An 18,206-nucleotide genomic window follows, 5' to 3' on the forward strand; every position below is an offset into this window, starting at 1 on the left:
CCGGCGCGGGGCTCTCGCAGCCCCGCGCCGGTGGCGTTCCCGGCCGCCGTATCCATAGAATCTTGTTCGGTTCTCGGTACGGAGGAGGCAGCGTGAGCGCGTTCGATCTCAGCGGTAGGCAGGCTCTGGTCACTGGGGCGTCGAAGGGGATCGGGCGGGCCATCGCACTCGCGTACGCCGAGGCGGGGGCCGACGTGGCACTCGTATCCAGGTCGGCCGATCTCCTCGCCGGGGTGGGCAAGGAGATCGAGGCCCTGGGCAGGCGCGCCGTCGTCATCCCCGCCGACCTCACCGACCGCGACGCCGCCGCCGGAGCCGTGGCGGCGGCGATCGACGGGCTCGGCCACCTCGACATCGTGGTCAACAACGCGGGCGGGTCCAATTTCCTGGTCGAGTTCAAGGACCTGCGGCTGGCCGGGTGGGACAAGCTCATGCGGCTCAACCTCGACTCCGCCATGGCGGTCTGTCACGCCGTCGCCCCGCACCTGCTGGGCCGGGGCGGCGGCACGGTCATCAACGTGGCCTCGGTCGCGGCGCTCGGCGCGCCCCTCCTCGCCCCCTACGCCGCGGCCAAGGCCGGGCTGGTCGCGCTGACCAAGACCCTGGCCGTGGAGTGGGCGCAGGCCGGGGTGCGGGTCAACGCCCTGTGCCCCGGGTGGACGGCCACCGACCTCAACCGCAACCTCTGGGAGGACGAGGCCGCCAGCGCCGCCACGGTCGCCGGCGTGCCCATGCGGCGCTGGGGGACGGCGGCCGAGATGGCCCAGCCGGCCGTGTTCCTGGCCAGTCCGGCGGCCGCGTACATGACGGGGCAGGTGCTGTTCGTCGACGGAGGAGCCACCGCCATCTGATCAGGCCGGCAGGACGTTTCCCCGGTGCTCGCCGGACACGTTGCCCGGTCGCTCGAACACGAAGACGATGTACGTCTCGAAGTGCTCCGAGCCCTGACCGGCCACGCGGCCCGCGCCCATCCTGGTGCTGTCCTTCCAGACGAGCTGGCTGAAGTGGCAGGCTCGCGGGCGGTGCCAGTCGTAGGCCGCGATCTCGCCGTACCACGAGGTCACCGCCTGCGCGGCGGTGCTCATGTCGGGGCCCGCGGCCCAGAAGAGGTTCTCGCCGGTGCCCGCGCGCAGGCCGCCGTGGCCGGCCCGGAGGTCGTCGTACTCCGAGCGGGAGGCGGCCCTGGACCTGGCGTAGTCGACGAGCAGCGGGTCCATGGCGAGGGGTGGGGCGTGGTGCCTGGCCCGGTGGGCGTTCGCCGCGTGCAACGCCTCCAGGAGGAAGTTGCCGTTGGTGGCGTCGGGGAGGGCGGGGCGGGTTCCTGCCATCGCTGTTCACCTCGTGGCGCACGGATACTGTGCCTGGATTGTGCGGTCGAATTATCGGCTGGGCAATGTCGGGTTCCTGGCAGAGATCGGCCAATCAAGGCTTTTCAGGGAGATTTAGGGAAATTTCCTGGGAAATGGTTGGGTTTATCGGGGCATATCGACATACGACACTGAGTGCTTGCCGCCGTGAACCGCGTTACCGTGTGGTCCGTGCAGCTCTACACGAGATCGGCCGGGACCGGGCTCCCGGTTGTGCTGCTTCACGCGTTCCCCCTGTCGTCGGCCATGTGGCTGGCCCAGCGCGAAGGGCTGGCCCAGGCCTGCCGGGTCATCACGCCTGACCTGCGCGGCTTCGGCGGTTCGCGGCTGGGCGAGGACGAGCCGTCAATCGACCTGATGGCCGACGACGTCGCCAGGCTGCTCGACGAGGAGGGCATAGACAGGGCGGTGGTCGGCGGGCTGTCGATGGGCGGCTACGTCACCATGGCGTTCTGCCGTCGGCACCCCGACCGGGTGCTCGGCGTGATCCTGGCCGACACCAAGGCCAGTCCCGACCCGCCCCCGGCACGGGAGAACAGGGAGCGCATCGCGCAGGCCGTACTGGCCGACGGCAGCGAGGTGCTGGTCAGCGAGGTGCTCCCGGCGCTCATCGGGCCGACGACCAAGGAGCGGCGGGCCATGGTGTTCGGACGGGTCAAGGGGCTGGTGCAGTCCGCGCCGCCGGGCGCCGTCGCATGGGCGCAGCGGGCGATGGCCGCGCGGCCCGACTCGTTCGGGACGCTGAGCGCTCTGAAGGTGCCGCTGCTGATCGTGGTGGGGGAGGAGGACGAGCTGTCGCCGCCCGCCGACGCCGAGGCGATGGCCAGGGCCGTGCCCGAGGGCAGGCTGGAGATCATCCCCAAGGCCGGTCATCTGAGCGCGGTCGAGCAGCCGGAGGCGTTCAACGCGACGGTGACCGAATTCCTCAGGACGGAGCTCGGCGGTCCGCGACGGGGCTGAACTCAGGCGCTGGCCTGCCGGGGTAGCACGATCTCGCGGATGATCAGCGAGATCGCCGCCGCCACTGGGATGGCCAGCAGGGCGCCGACGATGCCGAGCAGCGCGCCGCCGAACAACGCGGCGATCACCGTCACGGCGGGCGTCACGTCCACCGAGCGTCTCATCACCCTCGGGTAGATGAAGTAGTTCTCGACCTGCTGGTAGACCACGAAGAAGATCGCGCAGGCGATCCCGGCGGGCACCGACTGCAGCAGCGCCACGCCGGTCACGAGCACCGCCCCGATCGTGGCGCCCACCAGCGGGATCAGGTCCGTCAGCGCCACCACCAGGGCGAGCGCGAGCGCGTACCGGACACCCACGATCGACAGGAAGATCCACGTCAGCACGCCGGCGATGACCGAGATCAGCACGTTGCCCGCGACGTACCCGCCGATGCCGGTGAGGATCTGCTCGCTGATCGCGCTCGTGCGCGTCCTGCGCGAGGCCGGTACCAGCTTGAGCAGGTAGTCCTTGATCGTGTGCAGCGAGCCGAGGAAGTACAGCATGAGCACCAGCAGCGTCACGGTGGTGAACACGCCGTTCAGCACCACCAGCCCCGCGCCCATGATCCCGGTGGCCAGCGACGGCCCGAGCGTGCTCGTCACGAACGTCCGCAGCTGCGGCAGGATCTGGTAGTCGGCGTCGAGCTGGCGCAGCGTCGGATGGTTGCTCAGCTCGGTGATGTAGCCGGGCACGGCGGCGACGAACTCGGTGAGCTGCTTGCTGACCGGCGGCACCACGGCCAGCCCGAACAGCACGAACGCCACGATGACCCCGGCGAACACGATCGAGATGGCGCCCCGCCTGGCCAGGCCGCGGCGCTGCAGGGCTTCGACGGCCGGGTTCAGCCCGACGGCCAGGAACATCGCCACGACGACCAGGATGATCGTGCTCAACGAGTTGACGACCATCTGCGCGATGGCGATCGCCGTCAATACCCCCAGCCCGCCGACCAGGCCGAACAGGAAGGGGCCCCGGGCCAGCGGCTTCCCAGGCAGCCCGTACGGCTGACCGCTCTCGTCTTGGGCTGTGTCGTCCTGGGCTGTTTCCTGCCCGGCTGCGGGCGCGACCTCGGTGGGCTCGGCCTTGGGAGGGTCGGCCTTGGGAGGGTCGGCCTTGGGAGGGTCGGCCTTGGCGGGCTCGACTTCTGCGGGCAAGGGGACTCCCGGGATCGGCGACAAACCACGACGAGCTCGTACGAGCCCGACAGCAACAAAGAGAGAGCCTAGCGACCATCGGATCGCCAGGCCCTCTCCAGCCGTCATTCAGCCCCCGTGTAGTCCCGGGCGGCTTACTCCTGCCACCACTCGGCGTCGTCCTCGGACTTGGCCTCGACCTTGGCGGCGGGCGTCGTAGCCGGGGCCGGGGCCTCGACCACAGGCGCGGGCGCGGCGAGCGCCGGCTTCGGCGGGGCCGCGGCGACCGCGGGCTCCGGCTCCATGCCGGGCAGGGCCGCGCCACCGAGCAGCTGGCGCAGCTGGGCCAGGTGGCTGGTGATGCTGTCGCGCTGGCGGGTGAGCTCGTCGACCTGACGCTGCATCGCCGTACGGGTGCGCTCGGCGTCGTTCTTCGCCTCGGTCACTATGGTGTCGGCGCTCGACTTGGCCTCGGCCACGATCGACTCGGAGCTCTTGCGGGCGTTCGCGACGAGCTGCTTGGCGTGCAGGTCGGCCTCGCGGCGGCTCTGGTCGGCCTGCTGGGTCGCCTTCGTGGCCCTCGACTCGGCCGTGGCGGCGCGCTGCTCGGCCTCGGCGACCAGCTTCTGCGTGGCGGCCTGCGCGCTGGCGTGGCGCTCGGCCTCCTGGCGCTCGGCGTCCTCGCGGCGGGAGGCGAGCTGGATCTCGAACTCGGCCTCGTCCTGCGCCCGCTTGGCCTCCGACTCCTCCAGCACCCGCTGAGCCTGCGCGCGCATCTCGTCGGCCTGCCGCTTGGCGGTGGTCAGCACCTCGTCGCGCTCGCGCTTGGTGGAGGCCCGCAGCTGGGCGACCTCGCGCTCGGTGGTGGTGCGGAGCTTGGCGATCTCCCGCTCGGCGTCGGCCCGCTTCTCCGCGACCTCGTGGTCGGCCGTGGCGCGCAGCTTGGCGGCCTCGCGCTCCGTGGTGTTGGTCAGCTCGTCGGCCTCGCGGCGGGCGGTCGAACGGATGTCCTCGGCGTCCCGCTCCGCGCTGGTGCGCATCTCGTCGGTCTCGCGCGTGGCCTGGGCGCGCTTCTCGGCGGCCTCCGCCTCGGCGGCGGCGCGCAGGTCGGCGGCCTCGACCTTGGCCGCGGCCTTGATCTCGTTGGCCTCGGACCTGGCGGCCTGTACGAGCTCGGTGGCCTGTTCCTCGGCCAGGCGGAGCAGTTGCTCGATGCGGGCGCCGAGACCGGAGTAGGTGGGACGCTCCTGCTCCTGTAGCTGGCGCTGGGAGTCGGACAGATCGCGCTGCAGGCCGGTGACCTGCTCGCGGGCCTGGCGTAGGTCTCCGTCGAGCTGCTTCAGGTGATCGTGCACCTGATGCCGGTCATAACCGCGGAGCACCACGTCGAACTCGCGTGCTGGGGCGTCCTCGAAGAAGTTGTTGAGCTGGGCGTCGATGTCGGACTGCATGGAGGCTCGATCCTGGGTTGTCGAGACGGCTACACGGGCCGGACGGGGGGTTCGGGGCATCCGTACCAGGAGCCTGGCCTCACGGCAGGCCCCATGTCCGGTGGAAGGTCAAGCGTACTCCGCTGGTGCCACCTGCGAAGCCCCGTCCAACTTTCTGCGTGACTAGTTACATATGAACGTTTTCTTGCGATTGTTTAGGGCCGGGCCGCCTGGACCAACTCCGTCAGCATTCCTCCTACATCCTTGGGATGCAGAAACGCGATCTCCGAGCCCATCGACCCGTGTCTGGGACGCTCGTCCAGCAGCCTCACCCCCTTCTCGTTGATCTTAGCCATCGCGTCGGCGACGTCGGGCACCCCGAATGCCACGTGATGGACGCCCTCGCCCCGCTTAGCCAGGAATTTTCCCACAGGTGAGTCCTCCGAGAGAGGCTCTAGCAGCTGAATGTAGGAGCCCCCACCTTCACCGTCGGCGATATGCAGCATCGCCTCCTTGACGCCCTGCTCCTCGTTCACCTCGCGGGCCACAACGGTCAGCTCGAACGTCTCGGAGAAGAAGGCGATCTTCGCTTCGAGGTCGCGGCAGGCGATCCCGATGTGGTCGATGCGCATGAACATTGTGTGGCCTACCTCCATAGCGAGCGTCCTCCTACTCGTGGGTATGGTGTCAAACAACCCGACGCGAGCACAGGAGGCCGTTGTCATGTCCAGTTCCGTCATCGTCGCCGGAGCTCGCACCCCGATAGGCAAGCTCCTGGGCGCCCTGTCCGGGCTCCCGGCCGTGGAGCTGGGGGGCATGGCCATCAAGGCCGCTCTGGACCGGGCCGGAGTGGCCCCGGAAGCCGTCGAGTACGTCATCATGGGCCAGGTCCTGCAGGCCGGAGCGGGCCAGATCCCCTCCCGCCAGGCCGCCGTCAAGGCCGGCATCCCGATGACCGTCCCCTCGGTCACCATCAACAAGGTGTGCCTGTCGGGCCTGGACGCCATCGCCCTGGCCGACCAGCTGATCAGGGCGGGCGAGTTCGACATCGTGGTGGCCGGCGGCATGGAGTCCATGACCAACGCCCCCCACCTGCTGCCCGGCCTGCGTAAGGGCGTCAAGTACGGCGGCGCGGAAGTGGTGGACTCGATGGCCCACGACGGCCTGTTCTGCGCGTTCGACCAGTGCGCGATGGGCGAGTCGACGGAACGCTACAACGCCAGGCTCGGCATCGGCCGCGAGGAGCAGGACTCCTTGTCGGCCCGCTCCCACCAGCTGGCCGCCGCCGCCGTCAAGAACGGCGTCTTCGAGGAAGAGATCGTCCCGGTGGAGATCCCGCAGCGGCGCGGGGAGCCGGTGGTGGTCAAGGAGGACGAGGGCGTACGCGGGGACACGACGGTGGAGACGCTGGCCAAGCTGCGCCCGGCCTTCGCGGCGGACGGGACGATCACGGCGGGCTCGGCCTCCCAGATCTCGGACGGCGCCTGCGCCGTGCTGGTCATGTCGAGGTCGAAGGCCGAGGAACTGGGCCTGGAGTGGCTGGCGGAGATCGGCAGGCACGGCAACGTGGCCGGCCCCGACGCGTCCCTGCAGTCGCAACCGGCGAACGCCATCAAGCAGGCGATGTCGAAGCAGGGCGTGACGGCGGCAGACCTGGACCTGGTGGAGATCAACGAGGCATTCGCCAGCGTGGTCCTGCAGTCGGCCAAGGAACTGGACATCCCGCTGGACAAGATAAACGTGAACGGCGGCGGCATAGCCCTGGGGCACCCGATCGGGGCGTCGGGGGCGAGGATCGTGCTGACGCTGGCGTACGAGCTCAAGCGGAGGGGCGGCGGCCTGGGGGCAGCGGGCCTGTGCGGCGGCGGCGGCCAGGGCGACGCCTTGCTCATCACCGTCCCGAAGCCCTAGGGCGGTCACGGGCCCCGACAACCATGGCTGATAGCCAGAATCGCCCCGCCGCATCAAGATCACGTGACGGTCGGGCGATGCGCACATGAGCCGCGCGGAGCGCCGCCCAGTGCGAGGACTTCGCTTGTCGGGGACCGAACTCTGGACAGCGCGAGGCCCCGGTCCGACCAGGAATGGACCGGGGCTCCGTGACGCTGCGCGTTGTGCAACCGGCCAGGAATCCGGTTCCGCGCCTGCCCCTAAGGGGGCAGTTCAGCCCGGCCGCGAGGGAGGTTGCGGCCGGGCTGCTTGTGGGTGGTCATGAGGCCAGGAACTTGGCGAAGACCGAGCGGTGACGGCGGTCGGACCGCTGTCCCTTCAGGGCCTCCCGTACGCGCCTGTGCTCGGCGGCGGCCTGCCGGAGCTCGGAGGCGTGGTGCTGCATCACGGTGTATTCGAGTTCGGCGTTCATCCGAGTGCTCCTGTGCTTGATGGTCCTTGTTCTCCCGCACTCTTAGAGTGCTTCTAAGGCCCTCCCCGCCACATCGGGCTTATGCCTTATCTCCGGACCTAAGGGTTGTTAGGGAGGTACTTAGGAGGGTGCACAGGGCTCCTAAGGCGGCCGTGAAACCTCTAGGGCTCGTCGGTGTACTTCACCGTGACCTTCGTGAAGCCGAGCGACTTGAGCATGCCCGACAACATCGCCTTCGTATTGGCATCGGCCCTGGTACGCAGGTCGCTGGCGACGGCCGCCTCGCTGATCTTCTTCTCGGCCAGCAGGTAGAGCTCGCGCTGGTCACCCGGCGAGCCCGAGAGGAAGTCGTGCACCCGGTCGAACAGGCCACGCTGCTGGGCGAACACGTACGAGCGGCTGTTGTCCAGGCTCGGCTTCTCGAGCTGGGCGCGCGGCAGGCGTATGGTCGCCTGGGTGCGGTCCTCCGAGACCGTCACCGCGTTCGTCGCCATCGCGGAGAAGTCCACGTACGCGTCCACCCCGCCCGCCCCGACGAACAGCGTGCGGGTGCCCTTGATCGCGTCGGGCAGGAAGTTCGCGTCCTTCTCCAGGTCCACGACCACCTGGAAGTTCCCCGTCGCGGCCTCGAACCTGCTCAGGTCCTTGATGGACTGCAGGAGCACCGGCTGGCTGCGGTCGACGGTCTGCTCGCCGAGCGGGTTGAGCCAGGACCAGGCGAGGCGGCCGCCCACCACGAGCAGGACCGCCAGGACCAGGAAACCCGCCACATATCGCCACCAGCGCCGCCGCCCGGGGGTCACCTCGGGCAGCGTCGTATGGGAAGTCGTCATGGGAGCATGACTACCCGCTCGTCGATCATCAGTGCCACCCGTTTGGTGACATCTTCGGTCCCCAACCGGCCCGGTGCGTCTCCGATCTGGCCAACGACCTGTCTGAGGCTCCGTCTGAGGCCGAGCCGGCCGACGTCGAGTCAGCCGCCGACCTGGTCGGGGCCTGGTCCGGCCCCGGCGTGGCCGGGGTCCGTCCGGGGGCGGGCGTGCCGGGCGCCCTCCCCGTGGCGGGCGTGTCCGGCACGGCGCTGGCCTCGGGCGTGCCGGGCACTGAGCCGCTCTCGGGCGTGTCCGGCACGGTGCCGGTTTCGGGCGTATCAGGCACGGTCCCGGGTGTGGCAGGCACGGAGCTGGTCTCGGGCGCTTCCGGTGCTACGCCGACCTCCGGCGTGGCAGGTGCCGAATTCTCCGCCGGCGTGCCGCTGGGATCCGGATACACCGGATACACGTGGCTCGACTCCGGCGTAGGGCGTACAGACGGCGCCACCTGCACCCGCGCCGGCCCCCCGCCGAAGTGCGTGCTCGACAACCCGCACCGCTGGAAGTCGCTGTAGAACATCCGCAGCCACTCCCGCCGCTGGTGCTCGCTCAACCCGGAGAACCACGACGCCGCGTACTGGTGCTCCGGCATCGGCCCCCCGGGCAGCGGCTCGCCGCGCAGCCAGGCCATCACGATCTCCCGGTAACCGTCAGCGACCATGCCAGGACACCTGGCGGACAGCGAATCGATGTACTCGTACGCCGCCTCCTCCGCGAACCCGGCCGAAAGGTCGGGAACGTGCACCGGCGCGAGCCCGCTCGACGGCTTCAGCTCGTCGTCGAGCGGCCGCTGCTCCACCCGCGTGAACGCGGCGGGCGTCCCCGCCAGCCGGGAGGCGATCTGCGTGAACGCCGCCCCCAGCTCGGTCAGCCCCGCCCGCATCCCCGGGTGCACGCACACCGTGATCGGCCACTCCTGGCAGCTGTACGCGATGTCCTCGGCCGCGGCCGGCTTCGGCTGGGTCAGCACCCGCGCCACGCCCATCCCCGCGGCCAGCACGGCCAGCAGCGCGCACGCCAGCACCAGGGCCTGCCTGGTCACCAGCGCCGCCCAGCCGAGCAGCAGCGCCGCCGTGATGCCGAGCAGCCAGATCGTCTGGTCGAAGAACGGCGCCCCGCTCAACCCCTGGAACAGGTCGTACGGCTCCCCGGTGCCCGGCGCCAGCTTGTCGGCCCACCCGCGGTCGTCGGCCAGCCACGAGAACACCCCGTAGCAGGCCAGCCCCGCGACGGGCGGCGTGAGCGCGTTGGGCGCCACCCAGCCGGCCACCCACCCGATCACCGAGTACAGCGCCAGCCCCGCCATGCCCATGCCCAGCCCCGACAGGCTCAGCCGGCCGGCCTGGTCGGTGAGCACCGTCTTGACCGCCAGCACCAGCACCGTCGCCCCGAACGATCCCAGCACCACCACCACGATCGCCAGCGGCGCCTTGAGCGCCCGCCACGTCGTGAGCGAGCGGCCGCGCAGCGCCCTGCGCTTGCGCAGCGCCACCCAGGCGGCGAACGCGGCCGCCACCGGCCCGGTCAGCCGGAGCGAGCCGATGACCGCGGCCACGATGTTCTCCCAGGCGTCCACGCCAGGTATCAGGACATTCCACGCCGCGACCAGGCCGAGAGCCAGGAGCACGGCCACCGTGACGGCCGCGCTCTGCTTCAGCTCCTCTCGTGAAACGCCCGCGTGCTCACGCACCCTTTTTCCCGTTGATGTACATCAAGCACCCCCCGTGCCCCCTTGGTGAGGCGGAAACGATCAGTCCAGGCCGGTCCCCACGGCAGATGGACTTGGCTTCGCCGTCACCATTCGTATGAGAACCATAACTGAGCGTGATGATTGACGTCCGGATTCTTGGTCAAGCGAAGAAGCCTGTCGCGCAGAGTAATCAGACGAACCGGGACGACCAGCGCGCTACCGTAGCGCGTGTGTCGCTGCCGAAGCCGCTCAACCTGCCGTTCGACCCGATCGACCGCGCCGCGGAGACCTGGCGCGCCCACTTCGGGCCCTCAGCCGCCATGGCGGCCGTTACCTCGATCATGAGAGCGCATCAGATCCTGCTGTCGCAACTTGACTCGCTCCTGAAGCCATATGACTTGACCTTCGCCAGATATGAGGGCCTCGTCCTGTTGACCTTCAGCAAGACGGGCGCGCTCCCGCTGTCGAAGATCGGCGAACGTCTCATGGTCCACCCCACCAGCGTCACGAACACGGTGGACAGGCTGGAGAAGTCCGGGTTCGTCCGCCGCCTGCCCAATCCCCGCGACGGCCGGGGCGTGCTCGCCGAGATCACCGAGGCGGGCAGAGACGTCGTACGGCGGGCCACGCACGACCTGATGGCCGCCGATTTCGGCCTGACGATGTACGCCGAGGACGAACTCCACCAGATGTTCGACCAGTTGCGCACCCTGCGGGTGGCGGCGGGTGACTTCGCAGTTCCATCCATGCGGCAAGATGAAGAGCATGGCGGACTTCTCTAGGCCCGGGTCACTCTACGGAGCGGTGGACCTGGGCGCGCGCAAGCAGGCACTGGACGCGCAGACCCGGCGGGAGGCCGCGGGTCCCCAGGCGGCGTCGGCCGCGGTCGTCGATGTGACCGAGGAGACGTTCACGACCGACGTCATCGACCGTTCGATGACCGTGCCCGTCGTCCTCGATCTCTGGTCTCCGAGAGCGCCGGGCAGCGCCCAGCTCAGCCCGGTGCTGGAGAAGGTGGTCGGCGACCTGGGCGGCAGGGCGGTGCTGGCCAAGGTCAACGTCGACGCCAGCCCGCAGATCGCCCAGGCGCTGCGCGTGCAGGCGGTGCCGACCGTGCTGGCGATCTTCCAGGGCCAGGCCGTGACCGGCTTCCAGCAGGTGCTGCCCGAGCAGGAGGTGCGCCGCTGGCTCGACGAGCTGATGGGCGCGGTCGAGCAGTTCTACCAGGCCAACCCCGACGCCCGGCCGCCGGGGGAGGAGGGCGAGCAGGAGGCGCCCGCCGCCCCGCCCGCCGACCCCGACATCCTGGTGGCCGAGCAGGCCATCGACAACGGCGACCTCGACGCGGCGATGGCGGCCTACGAGCGGTTGCTGGCCCGCGCGCCGGGCAACGAGGACGCCAAGATGGGGCTCGCCGGCGTCAGCCTGATCAAGCGCACGGCCGACGTCGACCAGGACGCACTTCAGCGGCGCCTGCAGGACCCGGCCGACATCGACGCGCAGCTGCTCGCGGCCGACCTGGAGATGTTGTCGGGCGGGGTCGACGAGGCGTTCGACCGCGTCATCGCCGTGGTCAAGCGCACCTCCGGCGACGATCGTGACAAGGCCAGGCGGCATTTGCTCGGTTTGTTCGACGCGTTGCCGGCAGAAGACCCATCTTTGGCCAAGGCACGTAGAGCTTTGGCGAGCGCCCTGTTCTAACCTGGTGGTATGCGGGTCGTCACGATATCGGCGACGTACGGCACGGCCGGCAGCCAGATCGGCCCGGCCGTGGCCGAGCGTCTTGGCGTGCCGTTCGTCGACCGCGCCATCCCCAGCGCCGTCGCCGAGGAGCTGGGCTGCACGCTGGAGGAGGCGCTGGCCCACGACGACCGGGCGGAGCACGGCCTCGGCCGGCTGCTGTCGGGGGCGATGCGGCTGCCGACGGTCACGTTCGGCGGCGTGGACATGTACGTCCCCGGCGCGATGCCGCTCGCGCCCGAGGAGTTCGTGCGCCGTACCGAACGCATGCTCAAAGACATGGCCCGCACCCAGGGCGGCGTCTTCCTGGGCCGGGCGGGGGTGGTGGTGCTGGCCGACCACCCGGGCGCGCTGCACGTCAGGCTCGACGCCCCGATCACGCGCAGGATCCGGCAGACGGCCACCTTCGGGGAGCTGAGCGAGCGCGAGGCCCGCCGGATTATCGAGGACAATGACCGCGCCAGGACGGCCTACGTACGCCACTTCTACCGGGCCGATCCCACGGATCCCTGCCAGTATCATCTGGTGCTCGACAGCACCACGATCCCCGTGCCGACCTGCGTCGACCTGATCGCCACCGCCGCCGAGGCGCTGGATTGACCGGATGCCCCCTAACATGGATGCATTCTTGGTCAGTCCCGAAGGAGCGATTGGCGTGGCGACCGTCCCGAGTGTGTCATACTCCATCACCGTCCGGCTCGAGGTGCCCGCAGGCGGCAAGGCCGTCAGCCAGCTCACCCACGCCGTAGAGTCGGCGGGCGGTGTCGTGACCGCCCTCGACGTCACCAACGCGGGCCATGAGAAGCTCCGCATCGACGTGACGTGCGCCGCGCGGGACACCGATCATGCCCAGGCCATCGTCGACCAGCTCGAGGCCGTCGAGGGCGTGATCATCCACAAGGTGTCCGACCGGACGTTCCTCATGCATCTCGGCGGCAAGATCGAGATGAGGTCGAAGGTGCCGCTGCGCAACCGCGACGAGCTGTCCATGGCCTACACCCCGGGCGTGGCGCGCGTGTCGATGGCGATCGCGCGCAACAAGGAGGACGCCCGGCGCCTGACCATCAAGCGCAACACGGTGGCCGTCGTCACCGACGGCTCGGCTGTGCTGGGGCTGGGCAACATCGGGCCGGAGGCGGCGCTGCCGGTGATGGAGGGCAAGGCGGCGCTGTTCAAACGGTTCGCGGGTATCGACGCGTGGCCGATCTGCCTGGACACGCAGGACGTCGACGAGATCGTCCGCACCGTTCAGGTGATCGCGCCGGGGTTCGGCGGGATCAACCTGGAGGACATCGGCGCGCCGCGCTGCTTCGAGGTGGAGCGGCGGCTGCGCGAGCTGCTCGACATCCCGGTCTTCCACGACGACCAGCACGGGACGGCGATCTGCGTGCTGGCGGCGCTGACGAACGCGCTGCGGGTCGTCAACAAGAACATCGAGACCGTCAAGATCACCATGGCCGGGGCGGGGGCCGCCGGTTTCGCGGTGCTGCGGCTGCTGCTGGCGGCCGGGGCGCGCAACGTGATCGTCTGCGACTACCTGGGGGCCGTGCACAAGGGGCGCGACGACCTCGACGACTCGCTGCGCTGGATCGCCGACCACACCAACGCCGAGGGCTATTCGGGGGATCTGCGCGGGGCGGTCAAGGACGCCGACGTCTTCGTGGGAGTGTCCGCGCCGGGCATCCTGACGGGTGACGACATCGCGACGATGGCCAAGGACGCGGTGGTGTTCGCGCTGGCCAACCCGGAGCCCGAGGTGTCGCCGGACGACGCGCGCGAGCACGCGGCCGTGGTGGCCACGGGGCGCTCCGACTACCCCAACCAGATCAACAACGTGCTGGCCTTCCCCGGGGTTTTCCGCGGGTTGCTGGACGCGCAGGCCAACGGGGTGACGCAGGAGATGCTGCTGGCCGCCGCCGGCGCCCTGGCCGCGGTCGTCTCGCCGGAGGAGCTAGGTCCCAACTACATCGTCCCAAGCGTCTTCCACCCGGATGTCGCTACGGCTGTCGCCGCGGCTGTCCGCGAATCCGCCGGTGGCCGTGCGCGAGGCTTCACAGAAGCCTGAACATCATCTGGTACGGCGGAGCCAACGGCACGCCACCCCGCCGCACGGGGCACAGCGCCTCCAGGGTGTCGGCCGCTGACCCGCACAGGGCGGGCCACCGCAACGGCGCGAAGTGGCCCGCCTGGGTGATCCCAGGTGGGCGGTTACGGTGCCTGGTCCGGGGCCTCGGCCGTGATCGCGGGTATGAGGCGGTAGCTTTCCTGGAACACCAGGTTGTGGGCGTCGGCGCTGGCGATCACCCGCAGCGTGTCCAGTTGCGCTGTCGCGTCCGCCGCGTCGAAGACGTTCAGGGGCCAGTCCCCGACCGTGTTCCCCCGCAGATGCGGATGGTGGAAGTCGCGCCCGTAATGCCCCACGATCGCGATCGGCTGGACCCCGCTCGCGCGCTGCTCCGGCCACGTCAGTGACCACATCGCGTTGACCCCGCCCTCCTGCGACCTGGTGATCCCGCTGGCCACCACCTCCCCGGTGCCCAGCAGCAGGTCGGTGTTGGCCTCGTGGAGGGCCGTGCGGGCCACCGGGTCCAGGAGTTCGACGGCCGTGAAGAACAGGCGTTCCTTGTCCTCCCGCGTGACGGCCCGGCCGTGGTTGCCGTCGCGCAGGTCGCGGAAGTGGCGGAGCAGGGCCTCGTTCATCGGAGTGCACATGCCTACCCCCTTCCCCGGAGAGCTCCCCCGATGAGTGTCAGGTGAGCGTCAGGTAAGCAGGGCGGCGATGCGGGTCCGTACGTCGGGCGTGTCGAGGCCGCGCACCGTGAGCGTCGTGCGGCGGCGTACGACGTCGTCCACGGTGGCCGCCCACTCGTGGTCACGGGCGTAGACGGCCTGGGCCCAGATGTCCGGGCCGTCCGGGTGGATGCGCTCCCCGAGCGCGGGATCCTCGCGGATGAGCCGGGCCAGGTCGAACGCGATCGTGCCGTAATGGGTGGCCAGGTGCCGGGCCACCAGGGGATCCATGCGCGCCCCCGGATCCCGGTCGGTCCACAACCGCAGGGCCACCGCGTCCGGGCTGGCCAGCCCCGGCAGTGGTACGGCGGGCAGGATGTCGGCCAGGTCGTCGCCCAGGGGCCGCCCCGGCAGGTGGGCGAGCGTGTCGAACACGTGCCTGCCGATATGCCGATAAGTCGTCCACTTCCCGCCGGCCACCGACAACATGCCGCCCGTGCCCCGGGTCAGCACGGTCTCCCGCTTGGCCGCCGCCACCTGGCCCGGCCCGCCCGGCAGCACCCGCAACCCGGCGAAGGCGTAGGTGATGTCCTCGCGCCTGAGCTGGGAGTCGCGTACGGCGTGCCCGGCCTCGTCCAGGATCTGCGTGATGTCGGCCTCGGTGGCGCTCACCCCGGCCGGGTCGCCCTCGTACGCCTCGTCCGTGGTGCCCAGCAGCAGGTGGTCCTCCCAGGGGATGGCGAACGACACGCGGTATTTGTCGATCGGCGTGGTCAGGGCCGCCTTCCACGGCTCGTGGCGGCGCATGACCAGGTGCGCGCCCTTGGACAGCCGGATGCTCGGCGCCGCGTCCGGGTCCTCCATCCGCCGCAGGTGGTCCACCCAGGGCCCGGTTGCGTTCAGCACGAGCCGGGCCGACACGCCGAACTCCGTACCGTCGAGCCGGTCGCGCAGGTCGGCGCCCGTGACGCTGCCGCCCGTCTTGCGCAGGCCGACGACCTCGGCGTGGTTGAGCACGATCGCGCCCGCGTCCACCGCCGCGCGCACGGTCATGACCGCGACCCGGCTGTCGTTCATCTGGTGGTCGCCGTAGACGGCGGCGGCCCGCAGGCCCTCGGTGCGCAGCGCGGGCACCCGGGCCAGGGCCTGGTGCGGCGTGATCACCTTGCCCATCCCGTCGCCGAACACCGACAACGCCGAATACAGGAACACGCCCGCACCGAGCTTGGCGGCCCCGTGCGGCCCGCCCCGGTAGATCGGCACCACGAAGGTGAGCGGTTTGACCAGGTGCGGCGCGATGTCGGCGGCCAGTGCGCGGCGCTCGCGGTGGTTCTCCGCGACCAGCCTGACATTGCCGGTCTGCAGGTAGCGCAGGCCGCCGTGGACGAGCTTGGAGGAGGCGCTGGACGTGGCGCCGGCGAAGTCGCCCGCGTCCACCATCGCCACCCGCAGCCCGGCCTGCGCGGCCATCCAGGTCACCGACGTGCCCAGGATGCCACCGCCGATCACGAGCAGGTCATAGGTGGAGCCGGACAACTCCGCGCGTAGTTCCGCACGGTCGGTCCCGATCGCGGTCGTCATCGCCCCAACTCCTCTTACTCGACCCAGTCCAGCGTGCGGGCCACGGCCTTTTTCCAGTTGCGGTATTCCCGCTCGCGTACGGACTCGTCGATCGCGGGACGCCATTCGGCGGCCTTGTGCCAGTTGGCGCGCAGGCTGTCGATGTCGGGCCAGTAGCCGGTCGCCAGGCCCGCCGCGTAGGCGGCGCCCAGCGCGGTCGTCTCAGCCACCATCGGGCGGATCACCGGCACCGCCAGCACGTCGGCCAGCGTCTGCATGAGCAGGTTGTCGGCCGTCATGCCGCCGTCGGCGCGCAGGGTGGTCAGGTCGAGCCCCGAGTCGGCGTTCATCGCGTCCACGACCTCGCGCGTCTGCCACGCGGTGGCCTCCAGCACCGCCCGCGCGATGTGCCCCTTGTTGACGAACCCGGTCAGTCCCGCGATCACCCCGCGCGCGTCCGACCGCCAGTGCGGCGCGAACAACCCCGAGAACGCCGGTACGAAGTAGCAGCCGCCGTTGTCGTCGACCGTCTTGGCCAGCGTCTCGATCTCGGCCGCGCTGGAGATCAGGCCCAGGTTGTCGCGCAGCCACTGCACCAGCGAGCCGGTCACCGCGATCGCGCCCTCCAGCGCGTAGGTGGCCGGTCCGTCGCCGATCTGGTAGCCGACCGTGGTCAGCAGGCCGTGCTTGGAGACGACCGGCTGCTGGCCGGTGTTCATCAGCAGGAAGCTGCCCGAGCCGTAGGTGCTCTTGGTCTCGCCCGGCGCGAAGCACGTCTGCCCGAACAGCGCCGCCTGCTGGTCCCCGAGCGCCGAGGCGACCGGGACGCCGTCGGACGTGTGGCCGTAGACCTCGGCGGACGGGCGGATCTCGGGCAACATCGCGCGCGGCACGCCCAGTGCGGCGAGCAGCTCGTCGTCCCAGGCCAGCGTGTGGATGTTCATCAGCATCGTACGGCTGGCGTTGGTCACGTCGGTGACGTGGCGGCCTGTGAGGTTCCACAGCAGCCAGCTGTCCATCGTGCCGAACAGCACCTCGCCGCGCTCGGCCCGCTCCCGCAGCCCGTGGGCGTCGAGCAGCCAGCGGATCTTCGGCCCGGAGAAGTAGGTCGCCAGCGGCAGCCCGGACTTCTCCCTGAACAGCCCCTCGTGCTCGGCCAGCGCGTGCGTCAGCGGGGCCGTGCGGGTGTCCTGCCAGACGATCGCGGGGCAGACGGGGCGGCCGGTCTCCCGGTCCCACAACACGGTGGTCTCGCGCTGGTTGGTGATGCCGAGCGCGGCGATCCGGCCGTCCTCGACGCCGCTGACGGCCTCGGCCAGGACCGCCTGCACGGCCCGCCAGATCTCGTCCGCGTCGTGCTCCACCCAGCCGGGCTTGGGGAAGATCTGGCGGTGCTCGCGCTGGGCGACGGAGATGAGGTTGCCGGCCTGGTCGAAGACGATGCACCTGCTGGACGTGGTGCCCTGGTCGATGGCTGCGACGTAGTGGGGTCGAGGCACGGTTCCTCGCTTCGGTCAGGTTCGGCAATGCCGAACGAATATTATTCTGCGGTCTTAGGGGTGTTCAAGTGAGCGGGTGATCGCGCGGGCCGCGTCGCGCACGTACGAGACGTACTCCATGTGCAGGGCGCCGTCGGTGGCGAGCCGCTCGACGGCGCCGCGGATGCCGATGGCGCCCACCACGAGGCCGCGCGGGTCCTTGATGGGTGCGGCGATGGCCACCTCGCCCTCCGTCAGCTCCTCCATCTCGGCCGCCCAGCCGCGCGTCCTGACCAGGTCGAGCTCCGCCTCCAGCTCGGTGAGCTCCACGAGCGTGCGCTTGGTGTGCGGCTGCAGCGGGAGCGCAGGCGCTTCGCCGTACGGGTCGTGGGCGAGTAAGACCTTGCCCAGCGCGCTGGCGTGCGGCGGCAGGTACGTCCCGACCTGGAGGGTCTGCATGCTGTCGTCGGGCCTGAACACGTGGTGGATCACCAGGACGTGGCCCTCGTGCAGGGTGCCGATCCAGGCGCTCTCCCTGCTGCGCCCGGCCAGGGCGTCGGCCCAGTTGATGGAGCGGGTGCGCAGCTCGTTGACGTCGAGGTAGCTGCTGCCCAGGTGGAGCAGGGTGGCGCCGAGCCGGTATTTCCCCGTGGTCTCGTCCTGCTCGACGAACCCGACGTGGACCAGTGTGCGCAGGATGCCGTGCAACGTCCCCTTCGGCAGGCCTAGCGCCCTGGCCAGCTCGGCGACCCCGAGCTGGCGGGGGCCGGAGGCGAGCAGTCGCAGGATCGCGGCCGCCCGCTCGACCGATTGAATCGTCTCTCCCACAACCGGAACCCTAA

Annotated in this window: 18 protein-coding genes; 7 read left to right on the forward strand and 11 right to left on the reverse strand. The window is 70.3% G+C overall.

The window, feature by feature from the left end; all coding sequences use genetic code 11:
• The first annotated feature begins 92 nt into the window (after positions 1 to 92).
• The gene (locus tag ACFLIM_RS06935; RefSeq protein WP_393163111.1) at positions 93 to 851 is read left to right on the forward strand and encodes an SDR family NAD(P)-dependent oxidoreductase; all 759 of its coding nucleotides are present in this window, start codon (positions 93 to 95) and stop codon (positions 849 to 851) included.
• Here ACFLIM_RS06935 and ACFLIM_RS06940 read toward each other — a convergent pair whose 3' ends face one another.
• Positions 852 to 1,328 carry a CAP domain-containing protein gene (locus tag ACFLIM_RS06940; protein WP_393163113.1) on the reverse strand — a complete coding sequence of 159 codons (477 nt, stop codon included), beginning with the start codon at positions 1,326 to 1,328 and terminating at the stop codon, positions 852 to 854.
• A 210-nt stretch (positions 1,329 to 1,538) separates the two neighbouring features.
• Between ACFLIM_RS06940 and ACFLIM_RS06945 the strand changes: the two genes are divergently transcribed.
• A complete protein-coding gene (locus ACFLIM_RS06945) occupies positions 1,539 to 2,327 on the forward strand; it encodes an alpha/beta fold hydrolase (protein ID WP_393163115.1) in 789 nt (262 codons plus the stop codon).
• Positions 2,328 to 2,329: 2 nt separating this feature from the next.
• On the opposite strand, the gene ACFLIM_RS06950 is transcribed toward ACFLIM_RS06945, so the two are convergent.
• The 3 genes from ACFLIM_RS06950 to mce all read right to left on the reverse strand — a co-directional run bounded on the left by ACFLIM_RS06950 (position 2,330) and on the right by mce (position 5,570).
• On the reverse strand, positions 2,330 to 3,523 hold the full coding sequence (locus ACFLIM_RS06950) for an AI-2E family transporter (protein ID WP_393163117.1): 1,194 nt from the start codon (positions 3,521 to 3,523) through the stop codon (positions 2,330 to 2,332).
• Between the two features lie 134 nt (positions 3,524 to 3,657).
• Complete coding sequence (locus ACFLIM_RS06955; protein WP_393163119.1) at positions 3,658 to 4,953, reverse strand: DivIVA domain-containing protein; 1,296 nt, start codon at positions 4,951 to 4,953, stop codon at positions 3,658 to 3,660.
• A 194-nt stretch (positions 4,954 to 5,147) separates the two neighbouring features.
• The gene (gene mce / locus ACFLIM_RS06960) at positions 5,148 to 5,570 is read right to left on the reverse strand and encodes a methylmalonyl-CoA epimerase (RefSeq protein ID WP_393163300.1); all 423 of its coding nucleotides are present in this window, start codon (positions 5,568 to 5,570) and stop codon (positions 5,148 to 5,150) included.
• A gap of 85 nt (positions 5,571 to 5,655) precedes the next feature.
• On the opposite strand from mce, the gene ACFLIM_RS06965 reads away from it, so the two are divergent.
• Complete coding sequence (locus tag ACFLIM_RS06965; RefSeq protein ID WP_393163121.1) at positions 5,656 to 6,843, forward strand: acetyl-CoA C-acetyltransferase; 1,188 nt, start codon at positions 5,656 to 5,658, stop codon at positions 6,841 to 6,843.
• Between the two features lie 298 nt (positions 6,844 to 7,141).
• Here the strand turns inward: ACFLIM_RS06965 and ACFLIM_RS06970 are convergent, their stop codons facing one another.
• From ACFLIM_RS06970 to ACFLIM_RS06980, 3 genes are all read right to left on the reverse strand, one after another.
• Positions 7,142 to 7,294 carry a hypothetical protein gene (locus ACFLIM_RS06970; protein ID WP_393163123.1) on the reverse strand — a complete coding sequence of 51 codons (153 nt, stop codon included), beginning with the start codon at positions 7,292 to 7,294 and terminating at the stop codon, positions 7,142 to 7,144.
• 161 nt (positions 7,295 to 7,455) lie between these two features.
• Entirely contained in the window at positions 7,456 to 8,127 is a 672-nt protein-coding gene (locus ACFLIM_RS06975) for a DUF4230 domain-containing protein (protein WP_393163125.1), read from the reverse strand.
• A gap of 28 nt (positions 8,128 to 8,155) precedes the next feature.
• Positions 8,156 to 9,856 (reverse strand): hypothetical protein, encoded by a 1,701-nt coding sequence (locus ACFLIM_RS06980; RefSeq protein ID WP_393163127.1) that lies wholly within the window; start codon positions 9,854 to 9,856, stop codon positions 8,156 to 8,158.
• Positions 9,857 to 10,092: 236 nt separating this feature from the next.
• Between ACFLIM_RS06980 and ACFLIM_RS06985 the strand changes: the two genes are divergently transcribed.
• From ACFLIM_RS06985 to ACFLIM_RS07000, 4 genes are read left to right on the forward strand one after another with little or no spacing between them, the layout of a single operon-like run.
• On the forward strand, positions 10,093 to 10,638 hold the full coding sequence (locus tag ACFLIM_RS06985; RefSeq protein ID WP_393163302.1) for a MarR family winged helix-turn-helix transcriptional regulator: 546 nt from the start codon (positions 10,093 to 10,095) through the stop codon (positions 10,636 to 10,638).
• On the forward strand, positions 10,622 to 11,557 hold the full coding sequence (locus ACFLIM_RS06990) for a tetratricopeptide repeat protein (protein ID WP_393163129.1): 936 nt from the start codon (positions 10,622 to 10,624) through the stop codon (positions 11,555 to 11,557). Before ACFLIM_RS06985 ends, ACFLIM_RS06990 begins: the two co-directional genes overlap by 17 nt.
• A 9-nt stretch (positions 11,558 to 11,566) precedes the next feature.
• Positions 11,567 to 12,196, forward strand: coding sequence for a cytidylate kinase-like family protein (locus tag ACFLIM_RS06995; RefSeq protein WP_393163131.1), 630 nt, complete (start codon positions 11,567 to 11,569; stop codon positions 12,194 to 12,196).
• 55 nt (positions 12,197 to 12,251) lie between these two features.
• Positions 12,252 to 13,661 (forward strand): NAD-dependent malic enzyme, encoded by a 1,410-nt coding sequence (locus tag ACFLIM_RS07000; protein ID WP_393163133.1) that lies wholly within the window; start codon positions 12,252 to 12,254, stop codon positions 13,659 to 13,661.
• Positions 13,662 to 13,804: 143 nt separating this feature from the next.
• On the opposite strand, the gene ACFLIM_RS07005 is transcribed toward ACFLIM_RS07000, so the two are convergent.
• Genes ACFLIM_RS07005 through ACFLIM_RS07020 form a run of 4 tightly spaced genes read right to left on the reverse strand, consistent with a single transcriptional unit; the run spans position 13,805 to position 18,192 of the window.
• Positions 13,805 to 14,308 (reverse strand): hypothetical protein, encoded by a 504-nt coding sequence (locus ACFLIM_RS07005; RefSeq protein WP_393163135.1) that lies wholly within the window; start codon positions 14,306 to 14,308, stop codon positions 13,805 to 13,807.
• 48 nt (positions 14,309 to 14,356) lie between these two features.
• Positions 14,357 to 15,907 carry a glycerol-3-phosphate dehydrogenase/oxidase gene (locus ACFLIM_RS07010; protein ID WP_393163137.1) on the reverse strand — a complete coding sequence of 517 codons (1,551 nt, stop codon included), beginning with the start codon at positions 15,905 to 15,907 and terminating at the stop codon, positions 14,357 to 14,359.
• 14 nt (positions 15,908 to 15,921) lie between these two features.
• Positions 15,922 to 17,385: a glycerol kinase GlpK gene (gene glpK / locus ACFLIM_RS07015; RefSeq protein ID WP_393163139.1), complete on the reverse strand. Its 1,464-nt coding sequence runs from the start codon at positions 17,383 to 17,385 to the stop codon at positions 15,922 to 15,924.
• A gap of 54 nt (positions 17,386 to 17,439) precedes the next feature.
• Positions 17,440 to 18,192, reverse strand: coding sequence for an IclR family transcriptional regulator (locus ACFLIM_RS07020; protein ID WP_393163141.1), 753 nt, complete (start codon positions 18,190 to 18,192; stop codon positions 17,440 to 17,442).
• Positions 18,193 to 18,206 lie beyond the last annotated feature (14 nt).

The organism is Nonomuraea marmarensis (assembly GCF_043197025.1).
GTDB classification, from domain to species: domain Bacteria; phylum Actinomycetota; class Actinomycetes; order Streptosporangiales; family Streptosporangiaceae; genus Nonomuraea; species Nonomuraea marmarensis.